This window comes from Candidatus Kryptonium sp. (genome assembly GCA_025060635.1).
Taxonomy (GTDB): domain Bacteria; phylum Bacteroidota; class Ignavibacteria; order Kryptoniales; family Kryptoniaceae; genus Kryptonium.
On record JANXBN010000001.1, the window covers coordinates 123,475 to 140,325 of the forward strand.

General features: G+C 36.0%; 11 protein-coding genes. 7 read left to right on the forward strand and 4 right to left on the reverse strand.

The genetic code is table 11. The features are described 5' to 3' along the window. Positions 1 to 6: 6 nt before the first annotated feature. Positions 7 to 3,432, reverse strand: coding sequence for a hypothetical protein (locus NZ923_00630; GenBank protein ID MCS7228522.1), 3,426 nt, complete (start codon positions 3,430 to 3,432; stop codon positions 7 to 9). A 181-nt stretch (positions 3,433 to 3,613) separates the two neighbouring features. On the opposite strand from NZ923_00630, the gene rfbB reads away from it, so the two are divergent. From rfbB to mnmA, 5 genes are read left to right on the forward strand one after another with little or no spacing between them, the layout of a single operon-like run. After that, entirely contained in the window at positions 3,614 to 4,636 is a 1,023-nt protein-coding gene (rfbB, locus tag NZ923_00635) for a dTDP-glucose 4,6-dehydratase (protein ID MCS7228523.1), read from the forward strand. Positions 4,637 to 4,669: 33 nt separating this feature from the next. Further along, complete coding sequence (locus NZ923_00640) at positions 4,670 to 5,263, forward strand: hypothetical protein (GenBank protein ID MCS7228524.1); 594 nt, start codon at positions 4,670 to 4,672, stop codon at positions 5,261 to 5,263. 12 nt (positions 5,264 to 5,275) lie between these two features. Next, positions 5,276 to 6,946, forward strand: coding sequence for an SLBB domain-containing protein (locus NZ923_00645; GenBank protein MCS7228525.1), 1,671 nt, complete (start codon positions 5,276 to 5,278; stop codon positions 6,944 to 6,946). A 14-nt stretch (positions 6,947 to 6,960) separates the two neighbouring features. Further along, positions 6,961 to 7,881, forward strand: a complete 921-nt coding sequence (locus tag NZ923_00650) for a DMT family transporter (GenBank protein MCS7228526.1) — start codon at positions 6,961 to 6,963, stop codon at positions 7,879 to 7,881. Between the two features lie 35 nt (positions 7,882 to 7,916). Next, a complete protein-coding gene (mnmA, locus tag NZ923_00655) occupies positions 7,917 to 9,023 on the forward strand; it encodes a tRNA 2-thiouridine(34) synthase MnmA (GenBank protein MCS7228527.1) in 1,107 nt (368 codons plus the stop codon). Here mnmA and lptB read toward each other — a convergent pair. Next, on the reverse strand, positions 9,020 to 9,811 hold the full coding sequence (gene lptB / locus NZ923_00660) for an LPS export ABC transporter ATP-binding protein (GenBank protein MCS7228528.1): 792 nt from the start codon (positions 9,809 to 9,811) through the stop codon (positions 9,020 to 9,022). The two genes, mnmA and lptB, sit on opposite strands and share 4 nt — an antisense overlap. Further along, a complete protein-coding gene (locus tag NZ923_00665; protein MCS7228529.1) occupies positions 9,780 to 11,084 on the reverse strand; it encodes a hypothetical protein in 1,305 nt (434 codons plus the stop codon). Before NZ923_00665 ends, lptB begins: the two co-directional genes overlap by 32 nt. A gap of 168 nt (positions 11,085 to 11,252) precedes the next feature. Between NZ923_00665 and NZ923_00670 the strand changes: the two genes are divergently transcribed. After that, positions 11,253 to 12,356, forward strand: coding sequence for a DUF4346 domain-containing protein (locus tag NZ923_00670; protein ID MCS7228530.1), 1,104 nt, complete (start codon positions 11,253 to 11,255; stop codon positions 12,354 to 12,356). On the opposite strand, the gene NZ923_00675 is transcribed toward NZ923_00670, so the two are convergent. Further along, the gene (locus NZ923_00675; protein MCS7228531.1) at positions 12,357 to 13,400 is read right to left on the reverse strand and encodes a glycosyltransferase family 9 protein; all 1,044 of its coding nucleotides are present in this window, start codon (positions 13,398 to 13,400) and stop codon (positions 12,357 to 12,359) included. 152 nt (positions 13,401 to 13,552) lie between these two features. Between NZ923_00675 and NZ923_00680 the strand changes: the two genes are divergently transcribed. Then, complete coding sequence (locus tag NZ923_00680; protein ID MCS7228532.1) at positions 13,553 to 16,813, forward strand: PDZ domain-containing protein; 3,261 nt, start codon at positions 13,553 to 13,555, stop codon at positions 16,811 to 16,813. Positions 16,814 to 16,851: the final 38 nt, after the last annotated feature.

Genomic DNA, 16,851 nt, shown 5'->3' on the forward strand with positions numbered 1-16,851 from the left:
CTTCGCTTAAAAATATACTCTCACTTCTGCCTGCGCAATATGAATTGTTCCAGTTGAAAGAAAACGACCAGTGTAATTCCCATTTATTTGAATATAATCACCAACACTGTAATAGAAACTTAATCTCAAGAACACGCTTCTGCCCAAGTAATTCCCTTCAACAAGTTCATAAGGAAGGTTCCCGTTCACGCCATTTATCAAAACCTCATTTCGCTCAATTTCAAAATCTATTCTTCCCCTGCTCATCAAAAGCCAACTTACTTTAACTCCCTCGCGATTCAAATTTGCAATTCTATCTTTGACGGATCTATCTCTATTTTGAGCGATCCCCGTCTTGAAACTTAATTCAATGTAACTGAAAGGTTTGTAAAAAATCTCAAGGTTCAAAGATTTGCCGTGTATATCAAAAATATCGCTTTCTTTAAATCCACCGGTTGAAGTTCTCTTTTTAATTAGACCTTCTACTTGAAATCCAAGTTCTGTTTCTGGATACCATCGTATTCTGATTGAGTTTTCCGAGCCAGAAACTTTTCTTGTAGAAATGTTATAGCTAAACATTGAGCCAGTGCTTAAAAATCTATATCTTAAGGAAAATTTTCTGCTGTTTTCAAATAAATGAAGATCTTGCCTGAATGTGAGCGTTCCGCTTATCGTTTTATTCTCACGCTGGAAGTATCTCAATTTAAGAAGATAAATTTTTTCTTGTGATTCCGTGCTGTTTTCTGAAATTTGGAAATATGTATCGCTTGAGAAGGGGGATAAAAATTTTGTTAATCTCTCTGGATAAAATTTCAAATTAAAACTTGCCTCAACATTTGCAGTTGGTATAAGTTGATCTCCAGGCAATGTGAGCATGATATAATCACCATCAAACTTAGTTTGCTCAAACTCGCTTGCATCTTGTATCCCATTGCCGTTTAAATCCCCAAGGTATCTATAGTTTCCCGCTCCTTTTTGAACTTTTATAAAAACTGGTTCAAGGCGTGAAATCATCCTCGTCATTGCACGATAGATTAAATTTATTCTCACCGCTCTTTTTAAAATCTCAGCTCTGCTTTGAGTTCTTATCAAAACATTGTTAGTAGATTTAATAGAATCAATAAGATAGTTTTTCCTGTTTAGCGTTAGATCTCCGCTAAACTCAAATCGCTCGGCATTAATGTTTATTTTATAATTTTGATTTCTCATCACACTTAGGCGAGTGTAAGCTCCATTTCTCACGATGTCATCAAATCTTATTTCATAAGAGAACGAACTTTTAATTTTTTTGAAGTTTATTTCAACCCCCGGGATCAATCTCAAAAATCTAAAACTTCCAATGTTTTGTAAGTTGTCATTTATCAAATTCTCTCTCAATTCAGTTTCATAGTTTACGAATGGAGTTAAGATCCAAACTTTATACTTTCCAAGACCTTTGCTTCTTATCCATTTTGATTTTGAAGTATCAAATTTTGAGAACAAAATTTCGGTGATGCTTTCAATTTCAGGCAAGATGTTTTCATTAGATCTAAAGCTAATCACACCTCTATCGGTTTTGAATTTGTTTTCGTTTTTGAGAAATCCGTATCCAAGTCCAAGTGAGCTCTTTTCGGAAATTTCAATTTGAAGATTTGATTCAAAAATTGACTCGTCAAGTTGAGAAGTTTTATCTGTGATGTTCCATTTGCGGTTGAATTCAACGACATCAAATCTATCAAGAGCGGTGAAATTTTTATTTTTGTATCTTTGATAAAGGTTTAACTCAATTTTTCTCAATCCTTTTTCAAAAATTTTACCGCTTGAATAACCGAGACCGTATTTTAACGCAACTCCCTTGTTATCGCGATCATCTATTGTGGAGAACTGATTTTTATCAAAACTGCTCATTGCTGACTCAACGAAAAATTTTAAGTTTTGTGTTTCATATTTTGTCCTTATGTCAAGAATTTGTGAGGATTGTGGCATTGGAAGAAAAATTAAAGGTAGGTAATCTCCTTTGCCCTTGCCAACGAATTCGTATTTACCAATCCCGCGACGCACATAATCTCCTTTTCCAATCCCAACATATGAAAAACTTATTGAATAAAAAGCGTTTTTATCTCCTGGGGCGTAGACAAAAAATTCATATCTTTGAGAATCAATTATTGTATCTTTCTTGACATATTGTCCTTTCCCAATTCCCTTTGCTGAATCAAAGCCGACATAGATTATTCCGCTTTTTGTTGCTTTTAATCGGTCATCGCCACTGGTACGCAAGATTTCAATATCAGATTGTGAAAGAATAACATCAATTGGTGCTCTTTTGTTATCGGAATCGTAGAAGTAAGAGATTGATAAATTCAACTTATCTTGAAAAAAAAGGTTATCGGAGACAAGAGCCAGAAAGTTTCTCGTGAATTTTCTGTCAGTGTATTGAAAATCAACTGTTATTCTTGAAGCGGAGGTTATCAGGCGGTTTGGTGTAAATGTGATTTCGGCGGTTGAATAATCAATGATGTAATCGTTGCTTTCTCCTCTTAACATCAATTCTCCATCAATGTAAACTCTTTCTGTCCCGGCAATTACAATTATGTCTCTTTCACCATTTTGTCCAACCAATCTATACGGACCTTGAACCCCGTCAATCCCATTGAAATAATTTGTTGCAAATTTCCCTCTTGATGATGCAACTGCAAATGTGTTTTTGGTTTTTAGAAAGTCAAGTTGATAGTTTGCTTGAAATTTTCCGCCTTGTAATCTTCTTCTCACATTTGAAAATTCTGGATCTTCTGAAAAGTATAATCTTTGTTCATCGCTTAGTTGATAGCCTATATCGTAATCTCCGAATGTAGCGAAAAGATTTTTAGTTTTCACCTGAATGAAAATTTTATCAATTTCCTGTAATGTCTGTGTATTTCCCTCTGGTTGAATTGGAATATTTTCATCTGTAAGTGAAGCAATTATTTCAACATCTTTTGTCAAATTTCCAGATAGTTGAAGATTAAATCCTGATTGAAGCGTAAGGTCCCGATTGCTTCCGAATGTGAAACCACGAACTATGCTTCCATTTCTTTGTATGTTTCCCGAAAAAGAAGGTATTTCTTTATGCTTTTCAATTCTAAGAGTTTTTTCCTCTTGGTGGTTTGATTCTAAAAATTCAATTCCTCTATATTTGAAAAATAAAGTGTCAATTGGGATTGTTTTGTAGATCGCCTTAAGTTTGAACTTCGGGGAATCAATTTTTGAGATGATTGAGTTTTTTAGGTGAACTTTGCCGATTTGGTAATAAATCTGGTAATGTATTCCTTGGAGAAGAGCAAGCGTATCAATGATTAAAATCTCGGTGCGAGGGACGATAAAACGGTGAGGTAGGTGAACTATTGAATCTCCTTTTGAAATTTCAATTTCAACTTTTTGAACCTGTGCAAAGCATAGAGCTGGCAGTAAGGCTAAAACATAAATTATGCGTTGCATAATAAAGGCATTTTCGGGATTGATTGATTTTTTTAGCGTATTTTCATAGATTTAATTTAGCTTTTGATGAATTTTTACTTGCCCCCACCTTGATCCTCTCCCATAAAATGGGAGAGGTAAATTCTGGTGAGGGGATTTTGTAATTCTGAATCAATTTCAAATTAAAAAGGGAATTTTTCAAATGCAAAGTGTTTTAATAACCGGAGGTGCGGGATTTATCGGGAGCAATTTCGTAAGGTATATGATTCATAATCATCCTGAGGTTAAAGTCGTAAACCTTGATAAACTTACCTATGCAGGTAATCTTGAAAATTTAAAAGATGTTGAGGGAAATCCAAATTATCACTTCATAAAAGGTGATATTTGCAATCAAGAGCTTGTTGAGTATGTCGTTAGGGAATTTGAAATTGATATAATTGTAAATTTTGCTGCTGAGTCGCATGTTGATAGAAGCATACTTGGACCTGAAATTTTTATAAGGACTAATGTCTTTGGGACACAGGTTTTACTTGAAGTAGCAAAAAAGTTTGAGATAGAGAAGTTCATTCAAATTTCAACTGATGAAGTATATGGTTCGCTTGGTCCTGTCGGAAAATTCACAGAAGATATGCCACTTTTACCTAATTCACCTTATGCAGCAAGCAAAGCAAGCGCAGATCTTTTATGTAGAGCTTACTTTAAGACATTTGGGGTTCCTGTTGTGATAACGAGATGTTCAAATAATTTCGGACCATATCAATTTCCAGAGAAACTTATTCCTTTGATGATAATAAATGCATTGAATGATAAACCTTTGCCTGTTTATGGAGATGGTAAAAATGTGCGCGATTGGATTTATGTAATTGATCATTGTCGTGCGATAGATTTTACAATTCAAAAGGGGAAACCAGGCGAAATATACAATATAGGCGCAAGCAATGAGTGGCAGAACATTGATATTGTTAAATTAATTTTGAAAAAACTTGGAAAGCCAGAAACGCTTATAAAGTTCGTAAAGGATAGACCAGGACACGACAGAAGATATGCAATGGATTGGTCAAAGATCAAAAATGAACTTGGTTGGGAGCCGATATATTCGTTTGAAGAAGCAATTGATGAGACCATAAACTGGTATATTCAAAACGAAAACTGGTGGAAGAGGATAATTTCAGGTGAATATCAAAACTACTATCAAATTTGGTATGGTGAAAGGTTGAAAAGTTAAAGTCGTAATAAAAAATCTCGCGATCGCTTGGATTTGAAGAACAAAATAGTTAAAAAGAAAGCAAAAGTCGGAGTTATTGGGCTTGGCTATGTGGGTCTTCGTATTTTAGTTGATCCATATTATCTTGCGTGGTTTGCTAGAGCGTATGATTTTCATACGAACTTTATTGAGCTCGCAGCGGAGACAAATGAAGCAATGCCATTTTATGTAGTGAATTTAATCCTTCGTGAAATAAGCAAAATTCCGAAAAAATTGGAAGATGTAAAAATACTTTTTCTTGGCGTCGCTTTTAAGAAAAATGTTGATGACACACGACTTTCGCCAGCTCTTAAAATTATGGAGATACTTATTAGAGAAGGGGTAAGAAACATTTTTTACAATGATCCCTTCATTCCTGAAGTTTCATTAAATGGAGCAAAATTTAAATCTATTGAATTAACGGATGAAAATTTGCGAAGTTTTGATCTCGTTGTGATAACAACAGATCACAGCGCTTATGATTTTGATTTTATTGCTCGGAATTCAAGAATTATAATTGACACTAAAAATGCAACGGGGAAAGTAAAGAATAGCGTTGCTAAAATCGTCAAACTTGGTGGTGGAAATTATAATCAAAAACAAATTTAAATATTTATAATTATGCGAGCGATTTTGGTTTTTTTAATGTCTATGTGCTTTTTAAGTTTGAGCTTTGCTCAACTTCCCGAGGTTAAACCTGAAACGAAGGGGCTTGGGTTAAAGTTTGATGAATTTTTCAAACAAGCACAGACATTTCAATATCCATTGCTTGATCCAACGATCTTTTCACTGGATAAGCCAGTGGATCCTGAAGTTTACATTGTTGGGCCTGGCGATGTTTTAAGTGTAAATATATGGACATCGCCACCGCTTAGTTTTACGGTTCAAGTGACCCTTGAAGGAACTGTCATAATTCCAACGGTCGGTGAAGCAAAGGTTTCTGGATTGACGCTTTCGGAGGCGAAAAGGATTATGATTCAAAAGATAAAGGCAAAATATATCGCAAGCGAGATAACAATTACACTTATAGCACCTCGCTCATTTAATGTAACCGTGAGTGGTTATGTTTTAAATGAGGGTAAATATAAAGTTCGTTCAATTGATAGAGTTTCAACTGCGGTCATGCTTGCTCTCTCGCCGACCGATTCTTTTCAAATTCAAGCGATGCGGGAAATTATTAATAAAGTTAGTTTCAGAAAGATTTTATTGAAAAGAAATGGGGAATCGTTAAACATTGACCTTAGGAAATATCTGGCAACCGGTGATGATAGATATAATCCTTATCTTCTTGAGGGAGATTGGATTATGGTTCAAAGACAAGATCAATCTTCATTTGTTGCGGTATATGGTGCAGTAAATAAGCCAGGTGTCTACGAGTTTGTTCAAGGAGATAAACTTACAGACATTATACGGATAGCAGGTGGAATTATTGAAAGTGCTGAGCTTGACAATGTTGAAATCGTTCGCCTTGATGAGGAAGGAAAATTAAAAGAAAAAATAAAAGTAAATTTAGGGAAAATTTTAAACGGCGAGGAGCCTGATTTAGTTCTTGAGAACAACGATAAAATTTTTATTCCTGGAAAAAGAACATTGAAACAAAATTATGTGGTCACAGTATCAGGTGAGGTTAAATATCCTGGCACTTATCCGATCTCGCGCAATGGAACAATGTTAAGTGACATACTTGATAGAGTTGGTCTGCTTGATTTTTCTGACAAAGAAAATGCTTATGTAATAAGAGGAATGACTCAGTTTGATCCACAGAGGGAGTTCATTTTGGAATATCTGCTTCTTAAAAACTTTGCGTTTTCACGAGAGGATTCTTTGAACTTCAATCAAGAAATACAAATTCTGCGTTCAGCAAAATTTATCGCCGTTGATATTGGTAAAGTAATTGCTGGCATAGAAGATGTTGAATTACAAGATGGTGATTTTATTTACATACCGAGAAAGCAGATACCGATGATCTATGTCTTTGGACAGGTGAATAGTCCTGGTTTTGTTCTTTATGAATCTGGCAAGGATTATAGACATTATATCTCTAAAGCTGGGGGATTTGCCCAACTTGCACGCAGAGGTGATGTTAAAATCATAAAAAGAAAAACTTATGTTTGGTATGATCCCGAAGACACAAAAATTGAACCTGGCGATTTCATATTTGTTCCAAAGAAGGTTGTCAGAGAACCGATTTATTATTGGAATATATTTAAAGATGTAATTTTAACCGTTGGTTCGGTTGCCACAACGGTTGCCACGATAATTTTAATTTATAACCAAACAAAAGCGAAATAACCTACTGAAAATAGATGAAGCAGCAATATAAAGCCGAACTCTTGCTTTTATTTATAACTTTCATCTGGGGTGGAACTTTTAGCATCGTTAAGACAGCGCTTGAAAGCGTCTCGCCATTGATTTTTCTCGGTATAAGATTTGGAATTTCTATGGTGTTGTATCTTTTATTTTTTCCAGGTTCTTTGAAACATTTGAATTACACTTCTTTAAAGCATGGCTTGATCATTGCTTTCTTTTTATTCGCTGGATTTGCATTTCAAACGGTCGGATTAAAATATACAACTGCTTCAAAATCTGGTTTTATAACAGGTATGCTTGTGATCTTCACTCCCATCGCTCAAGTAATAATTGAGCGAAAAACACCGAAATTAGGTAATTTAGTTGGAATTGTTCTTGTAACTATAGGTCTTTTGTTTCTTACTTCAAAGGAAAGCTCAATTGAAAATTTTATCTTTTCTCTCGGTCGCGATTTTACAATTGGTGATTTTCTTACGCTCCTTTGTGCAGTTATGTTTGCTCTTTACATCGTTTATCTTGATATATATTCAAGATTGCATCCGACTTCAATTCTTGTTCTTATTCAACTTGCGACGACATCTATCGCTTCATTTTTAATTGCACCTTTTTTTGAGGATATAAAATTAAATTTTACATTTCAACTATTTTTTGCTCTTGTATACACTTCGCTTCTTGCGACAATACTTGCGACTTATATTCAAACTGAATATCAAAAATTTACAACTCCAACGCGTGCTGCTGTAATTTTTACGATGGAACCAGTTTTTGCTGGAGCCATTGCTTGGGTATTTTTAAACGAACATCTTTCTTCTTTCGCTTTGTTGGGTTCTGCGTTGATGCTTGGAGGGCTTCTAATTTCGGAACTATCGGATCTTATTTTTAAAAATTCATCTGGAAATCTTTTCCGCAAAAAGTGAGTTTTAATTTGAAAAAGTAAAAATTTGCTCAGAGGATGAGAAGACCTGAGGACATAACTGTTGTCGTTGCGATGAGCGGTGGAGTTGATTCGTCTGTTGCAGCTGCGGTTCTGAAAGAACAGGGTTACAATTTAATTGGAATAACCATAAAAACATACAATTACGAGGATATAGGAATACAAAACGAACATAGCTGCTGTTCGCTTGAAGGGATAAATGATGCAAGAACTGTTGCGACGAAGCTTGGATTCCCGCACTATGTGGTTGATCTTACTAAGGAGTTCCATCGCGAGGTGATAGATTATTTCATAAAAGATTATCTTGATGGAAGAACTCCAAATCCTTGTGTTATTTGTAATAGAAAAATAAAGTGGGAAGCACTTATTAAAAAGGCGATGTCGCTTGGGGCTGATTACATCGCAACAGGTCACTATGCACGAGTTAAATTTGATGAAGTAAGGAAAAGATATATCTTGATGCGCGGGGTAGATTCATCAAAGGATCAATCGTATGCTCTATGGGGATTAAGTCAGGAAAGTTTAAGTAGGACGATTTTTCCACTTGGTGAATTTACTAAACAGGAAGTTAGAGAACTTGCAAAGAAATACGGTTTGAAGATCGCAAATAAACCTGAAAGCTTTGAGATTTGTTTTGTTCCAGAGAATGATTATACGAAATTTCTTGAGAAGAATGTCAAAGGTCTTGCCGAAAAAGTTAAAGGTGGAGATATAGTTATGGATGGGAAAGTTATTGGGAAGCATCGTGGTTATCCATTTTATACAATCGGTCAAAGGAAAGGGCTTGGAATTGCGCTTGGATATCCTGTGTATGTAATCGGAATTGATCCGGAGAAAAATGTCGTAGAAGTTGGAAAGGAGGAGAAACTTTATCATAATGCACTAATAGCCGGAAGTGTTAATTTAATTTCAGTTGAAAGAATTGAAAACGGAATGAGGGTCACCGCCAAGATAAGATATTCTGATGAGGGAGATAGCGCAATTCTTGAAAATTGTTCGGATGGGAAGGTACTTGTAAAGTTTGAGAAGCCAAAGCGTGCAATCACACCAGGACAGTCGGTTGTGTTCTACGATGGTGATATTGTCATCGGCGGTGGTATAATTGAAAAAGCATTTGATGTTTAATATCTGTCAAGTTTAAATTTTTCACCAAGATATAACTTCCTTGCCTCTGGATCGTTGGCGAGAAATTCGGCTGTTCCTTCTTTTAAAATTTGTCCTTCAAACAAAAGATATGCTCTGTCTGTAATTGAAAGTGTCTCGTGGACATTATGATCAGTTATTAAAACTCCGATGTTTCTATTTTTCAAATTTGCGACGATATTCATTAAGTCCTCAACAGCAATCGGATCAATTCCAGCGAACGGTTCATCAAGAAGTATAAATTTGGGGTCTGTTGCAAGCGCGCGAGCGATTTCAGTTCTTCTTCTTTCTCCACCGCTTAACATATATCCTTTGCTTTTTCTAATGTGAGCTATACCGAAATCCTCAAGAAGTTTTTCAAGTTTTTCTTTCCTTTGTTCCGGTGTTAAATTCATAACTTGTAAAACAGCCATGATGTTTTCCTCAACCGTTAACTTCCTAAATATGCTTGCCTCTTGCGGTAAGTAACTTATACCTAATCTTGCTCTTTTATACATCGGTAATTTGGTTATCTCAATATCGTCAAGGAAAACCTTTCCAGCATTTGGTTTGATCATTCCAACGATCATGTAAAATGTCGTTGTCTTGCCAGCTCCATTTGGTCCAAGAAGCCCAACAACCTCACCTTGCCTTACTTCTATGCTGACATTTCGGACGACATATCTTTTCTTATATCTTTTGTAAAGTGACTCCGCTCGCAAGATGCTATTATTTGAGGTTTTTGAAATTTCGTCTTTTTTATTTGAGCCAAACAATTTCAAGCTTAGCATTTTTCTCTGGTTTTCTTTTCATATAGTTGAAACCTTCAAGATTAAAATTTGATTCCTTTCCAGCAACAAGTTCCTCTGGATAGTAAACGCCTTCAATCCCACCGACAATCTTTATCCGGTGCATTTTACCATCCTTGAATTTAATCCACACGCTATCTCCACTTACGAAATTGACACCATTTGGCTTTCGTTCGTTTGCTTCATTCGTTTCAAAAATATAATATAAACTCATCGCATTTTTTTCAACATAGAGCTCGTCAATTTCACCATCTCGGAATTTAATTCTCATCGTTTTTCCTTTTAATTGATTGAATCTTTCTGGATAAGCTGAGTCAGCTGGATCAATTGCGAATGCTGAACCGTAGATTAAAACTTCATCAAGTTTTCTGTCTTTTAACATAACAACTATTGAATCGCCAGAGATTTGACTGTTTTCATACCAAATAATTGGATTTCGCCACAAAATTATCAAATCCTTTTTATCGTAATAAAAAACATCCCCGCAAACCGCCGATAGATTCCCGCGAACTATCATAACGCTATCGGTTGCGGAAAACATACTTACATTCGTATCTCTAAATGCTTCCATAAACTTGCCAACAACTATCAAAGTATCAATTTCTCCATCGGAAGATGTGTCAATTTGGACAAGTTTCGGATTCGTTTTTATGACGCTGTATTTTGCACTATCGTAATTTTCAAAATAACCACCATATATCGTTATGTTGTTTTCAAGATTTTTGATTACGACATTTCCAATTGCGATTGATTTTTTATCTGTTCTGTAGTGGAAAAGTTCATCAGCTGTTATGATTGTTGTGGAATCTATGAGTTTGACATTTGATTTGAAAATTGCAAGTTTCTTCTGGACATCATAATTGCCGTATTTAGCTTCAAGCATTGTCCTTCCATCTGTTAATTTCACATTGCCTTCGCAAATTGCGATCTTTTTATCCCCAAGATAAATCCCTTGATCCGCTTGGAGTTGGAGTGTGTCTTGTCTTACTCGGAGGTTTCCGTATGCCTCAACTCTGTTTTCGTCAACATATTGAATTGCTCTATCGCACCAAACATAGATGTTTTCATGTTTGAGTTGAACATTACCGATCAATTCTCTAACGGTTTTTGAGTCATATCGTCTGCCAATTAAGCTATCGGCGTGGATTAGCTGGATAAGTTTTTGCTGTGAAAAGATTTGGGTCGCTATCGTTAGATTTATAAAAATTATCGCCGTATTTTTTAGAATTTTCAAAAACATCGCGGAAATAAACATTGATTGCCTTATAAATTTGATCAAAAATTTCACAAATCGCAAAATTAAATTGCTTGCGAATAAAAGATATCAAAGTAGAACTCTAAATAAAAAACTTCCGTGCAGGAACTTGAGATTTTGATTGATGTTATAAGCTATCAGAGATTCAAAAATTTGTTTGAAGTAAATATGGCGGAGAAAAAGTCAATAGATAAAATTGAATCGGAACTGCAAAAGGGGGTAAACCTTGCTAAATGCAGAAAATGTGGATGTATGAAGGAAACGCTTGAGTTGTTGTCAAATTCCCCTCAAATCGCAGGTTATGCCGATTTATTTAAGTGCGTTGAAAATTGGCTTTCTGAAATGCAAGATATAGAATATCAGTGCCTTGGGTGCAAGTATTGTTATCCAGCGATAGCTATGAATATCTTTTATGAAACTTTTCCTGAAACGATATTACGCTCACCTGATCACATTGTTAATGTTCAAAATCAAACTTGGCCACCGATTCCTGGGGAATATTTTGCTTTTTGTGAAGGTCAAAATTGTCCCGTTGCAGTTTCAACGCTTTCTAATGCTGAACTTGCGGAAAAGATTGCCAGGATAAAACCATATGGACTTTGCATTGTTGGTAAAACGGAGACGGAAAATATAGGGATGGAGAAAGTCATCAAGAATATAATAACTAATACAACCATTCGGTTTCTTCTCTTGGTAGGTAAAGATTCGGCAGGACATTTTAGCGGGGAAACATTTATTGCGCTATGGAAAAATGGCGTTGATGAAAATATGAAAATAATAGGCTCTCCTGGAAAACATCCAGTATTAAGGAATGTAACTAAACACGAAGTTGAATCTTTTCGTAAACAAATCAAAATTGTAAATATGATCGGATGTGAGGATGAAAATAAAATTGTTGGGGAAATTGAGAAACTTTCCCGAGAAGTTAAAACTTGCGCTTGTAAATTTGGTTCTTGGAAAATAAATCGTGAAGAAATTTCCGCTGTTGAAGTTATCCAAGCTGAGGAACCTGAAAAAATTGAGATGGATAAAGCAGGATACTTCGTTATTATACCACAACTACACAGAAATATCATAGTGGTTGAGCACTACTCCTATAACAATGAACTTTTGCATGTAATTGAGGGAAAAGACGCAAGAAGTATTTATTGGACTATAATCAAAAATGGTTGGGTTACTCAACTTTCACATTCCGCATACCTTGGCAAGGAGCTTGCAAGAGCTGAACTTTCGCTTAAACTTGGTTTCAAATATATCCAAGATAAAGCTTGATCAGGAACTAATTTTGTTTGCTTTTTTATTCTTTTCAATAAGTTTGAGAAATGCCTCGTAAACTGTTTCAACGCTCAAATCCCTCATGCAAACATTTCCAATTGGACATTTTGTTAAGTTACAAGCGATGCATTCAAGGGATTCTTTTCTTATCCATAGATGTTTTTCGCCATATGGACCTTGTGCGTAAGGATTTGTTGGTCCGTAAATTCCAAGCGTTGGGGTTCCAACAGCAGTTGAAATATGCATTGGACCTGAATCATTGCTTATTGTAAATGAGCACCTTTTTAAAATTGAAGCAAGCTGTTTCAAGCTTGTTTTTGGTGGGATTATGGGTTTTAAATTCATCATTGAATCTATTTTTTTAGCGTCTTCAAGTTCTTCAGCGTTGCCCCATAAAATCAAGATTTTCGCATTTAAATTTTTAGCTATCATATCACCGAGTTTTGCGAATTTTTCAAGCCCCCATCTTTTTGTTTCCCATGTCCCGCTTGGATTTATAGCAACGACCATTTCATTATTCAAATTATTTTCTTCCCAGAAATTTTTCGCAAAATTTTCAGATTCTTCGGAAAGTGGCATGTAAATTTTCTTATCAATGATCTCAAGACCTATAGATCTCAAGGCGTCAAGGTTGAACTCAACATTATGATGTACTTCTTTTCGTGGTTTAAGTTTGATATTATATGCATAGCCTCTGCCGCGAAATGCATAGCCGACTCGGTATTTCGCTCTAGTTATAAATGTCAGCAGGGCCGATCTCGGATTGCAGAAAAGGTCTATTACAAGGTCGTATTTTCTATTACTTAATTCCCAAAACTTTTTTAAGTCGTTTTTATGTCGTTCAAAGATTATAAGCTCGTCAACGAATGGATTACCTTCAATAATTTCTCTTGATGGGGGTTCGGTTAAAAAGTCAATTTTTGCGTTCGGGAAATTGTGTCTCAGGTTTTTTAGGACAACTGTTGATAAGAGAACATCGCCAATTGCGCGAAGTTTTATGACGAGAATTTTGTTAATTTTTTCCTTTTGAATTTGGAACAATTTTTATTTTTGCAAATTTGTTTTGAAATTTCAATTGTAAAAATCTTGCTTTGGCATAGTATTTTAAAAAAAGCGAGAAACTAATCCAAAGGAAGTTGCGTCAAAAAATTTTGAACAATTAATCTCACATCAAAAACAAAAATAACGAAGCCATGCTCAAGCGCGCACTTTTGTCAGTCCTTCTCATTTTATTCTTCACAACAGCAATTTTAGCTCAAGAAGAGGGTCGTCTCTTCAGATTTCCAGCAATTTATGATTCACAAATCGTTTTTAGCTATGCTGGGGACCTTTACATCGTATCTGCAAATGGCGGGATAGCCAGAAAGCTTACAAGCCATAAGGGTTATGAGATGTTTCCAAGATTTTCACCTGATGGGAAGTATATTGCATTTACAGCGCAATATGACGGAAACACGGAAGTTTATGTTATGCCGGCGGAAGGTGGGGTGCCAAGAAGATTAACCTATACCGCAACGCTTGAGCGTGACGATGTTTCAGACAGGATGGGTCCAAATAACATCGTTATGTGCTGGACGCCCGATGGTAAGTATATCGTTTTCCGTTCAAGGATGAAAAACTGGAATGCTTTTCATGGAAAACTTTACAAAGTTTCGCTTGATGGTGATATACCTGAAGAATTACCGTTGCCAAGAGGTGGTTTCTGTTCATTTTCACCAGATGGCAAAAAACTTGCCTACAATCGCATATTCCGTGAATTCCGCACTTGGAAAAGATACCGAGGTGGGATGGCTGATGATATTTGGATTTATGATTTTGAGACAAAGAAAATAGAGAACATAACCAACAATCCTGCGCAAGATATCATTCCGATGTGGTACGGTGATAAAATTTATTTTCTTTCGGAAAGAGATGGGAGAATGAATCTTTATGTTTACGATTTAAAAACGAAGCAAACGAGAAAGCTTACGAACTTTAAGGACTATGATATCAAATTCCCATCCATCGGTAAAAACGCTATCGTTTTTGAATATGCCGGATACATTTACAAGTTTGATTTGAAAACGGAGAAAATTGAAAAAGTGCCGATCATCATAGCTGACGATATGGCGAATGGTCGTGGTGGAATAGTTAAAGTTGCAGAATTTATAAATGATTATGATATCTCGCCTGATGGGAAGAGGGCTTTATTTGTTGCGCGAGGAGATATTTTCACCGTTCCAGCGAAGGAAGGACAAACGAGAAACTTAACAAATACATCTGGAGTTCATGAGCGCGACGCTGTATGGTCGCCCGATGGAAAATACATTGCTTATATTTCTGACGCGTCTGGAGAGGATGAAATTTATATAATCCCACAGGATGGAAGCGGGAAACCAATTCAGTTAACTTCCGGAAGCGATACATATAAATATCGCATCGTTTGGTCGCCAGATGGTAAGAAAATAATGTGGTCTGATAGAAAATTGAGGTTAAGATATGTTGATGTTCAAACAAAGAGAATAAAAGATGTCGCCAAGGCAACCGCCGGAGAGATAAGACAATATTCATGGTCTCCGGACGGCAAATGGATTGCATATGTAAAACCAGAAGAGGAAGGTCTTTCAAAGATTTATTTGTATTCGGTTGAAAAAGATGAATCGTATGAGGTTACCGATGGTTGGTATTCTTCATATAATCCTGTTTTCAGCTCTGATGGAAAGTATCTGATTTTTGTCTCCGATAGAGATTTCAATCCAATTTACGGTAGGACGGAGTTTAATCATGTTTATCAAGATATGGCACGAATTTATCTTATAACTCTTTCAAAAGCTGTTGAAAATCCATTTAAACCAACAAGCGATGAGGTTAAAGTAGCCGATGAAGCAAAGCCATCTGGTGGAGAGCAGCCGAAAAGAGAAACAGCACAAGAGAAGAAACCTGTTAATGTCGTTGTTGATCTTGATGGTATAAAAGATAGGATAATCGCTTTGCCAATTACACCTTCAAACTACACAAGGGTTGATTATGTTTCTGATAAAATTTATTACCTCAGAAGAGGGCTGAAAGATGAAAAAACATTGCTTTTTATGTATGATCTAAACGAGAAGAAAGAGACAGAAATAGGGCAGTTTGATAATTTCATAATTTCGTTTGATGGCAAGAAAATGCTTGTTGCTCGTGAGAGAACATATGCAATTATTGATCTTCCAAAGTCAAGGGTTGATCTGAAAGATAGACTTGATCTCTCAGGGCTTGAGGTAAATCTTGATAGGCGTGCTGAATGGACACAAATTTTCAATGAATGTTGGAGACAAATGCGTGACTTTTTCTATGATCCAAATCTTCATGGCGTTGATTGGGAAGGAGTTAAGAAGAAATATGAAGTTCTTTTACCATATGTTAATCATCGCGCTGATTTAACTTACATAATTGGTGAAATGATAGGTGAGCTTAACGCAGGGCATACTTATGTTGGCGGTGGTGATTTACCGAAGATTGAAAAAACACAGGTTGGTTTGCTTGGAGCTGAACTTGAAAGGGATAAGAAATCGGGATATTATAGGATAAAGAAAATTTTGAAAGGTCAAAATTGGGATAAAAGTCTTCGCTCTCCATTGACAGAAGTTGGAGTGAATGTAAAAGAAGGTTATTATATCCTTGCCGTAAATGGAAAATCCGTTAAGGAAATGAAAAACATCTATGAATCTCTCGTCAACACTGTTGGGAAGCAGGTTAAGCTTCGTGTTAACTCACAACCAAAGGAAGAAGGAAGCTGGGAAATTACAGTTGTCCCAACTGGTGATGAGACGCGACTTTATTATTATAATTGGGTTCAAAGCAACATTGAAAAGGTTGATAAGGCAACAAATGGCAGAGTTGGTTATATTCACATTCCAGACATGGGCGTGATGGGACTTAATGAGTTCGTGAAACATTTCTATCCACAGCTTAGAAAGAAAGCTTTGATAATTGATGTCAGGGGCAATGGCGGAGGTAATGTCTCGCCGATGATAATTGAAAGGTTGAGAAGGGAAATTGCAATGGTGAGTGTTTCAAGATATATGAGTCCAACACCGAATCCGAGAGATATGCACTACGGACCGAAAATCTGCATAATTGACGAATATTCTGCTTCGGATGGAGATATATTCCCATACAGATTTAAAAAATATGGTCTTGGAAAACTTGTTGGGAAGAGAACTTGGGGTGGTGTTATAGGGATAAGAGGAACATTGCCATTAGTTGATGGTGGATATTTGAATAAGCCAGAATTTGCGGTTTACGGTGCTGAAGGCGAAGGTTGGATAATTGAGGGATATGGGGTTGATCCAGATGTTTATGTTGATAACGATCCAGCGAAAGAATATGAAGGTATAGATGAACAGTTGAACAAAGCGATTGAGTTAATACTTGAAGAGTTAAAGACAAAAGAGAAAAAACTCCCACCAGTTCCACCATACCCGAAGAAGTAAAGCAAGAAGGGGCGAGCAAATCTCGCCCCTTTTTTGTT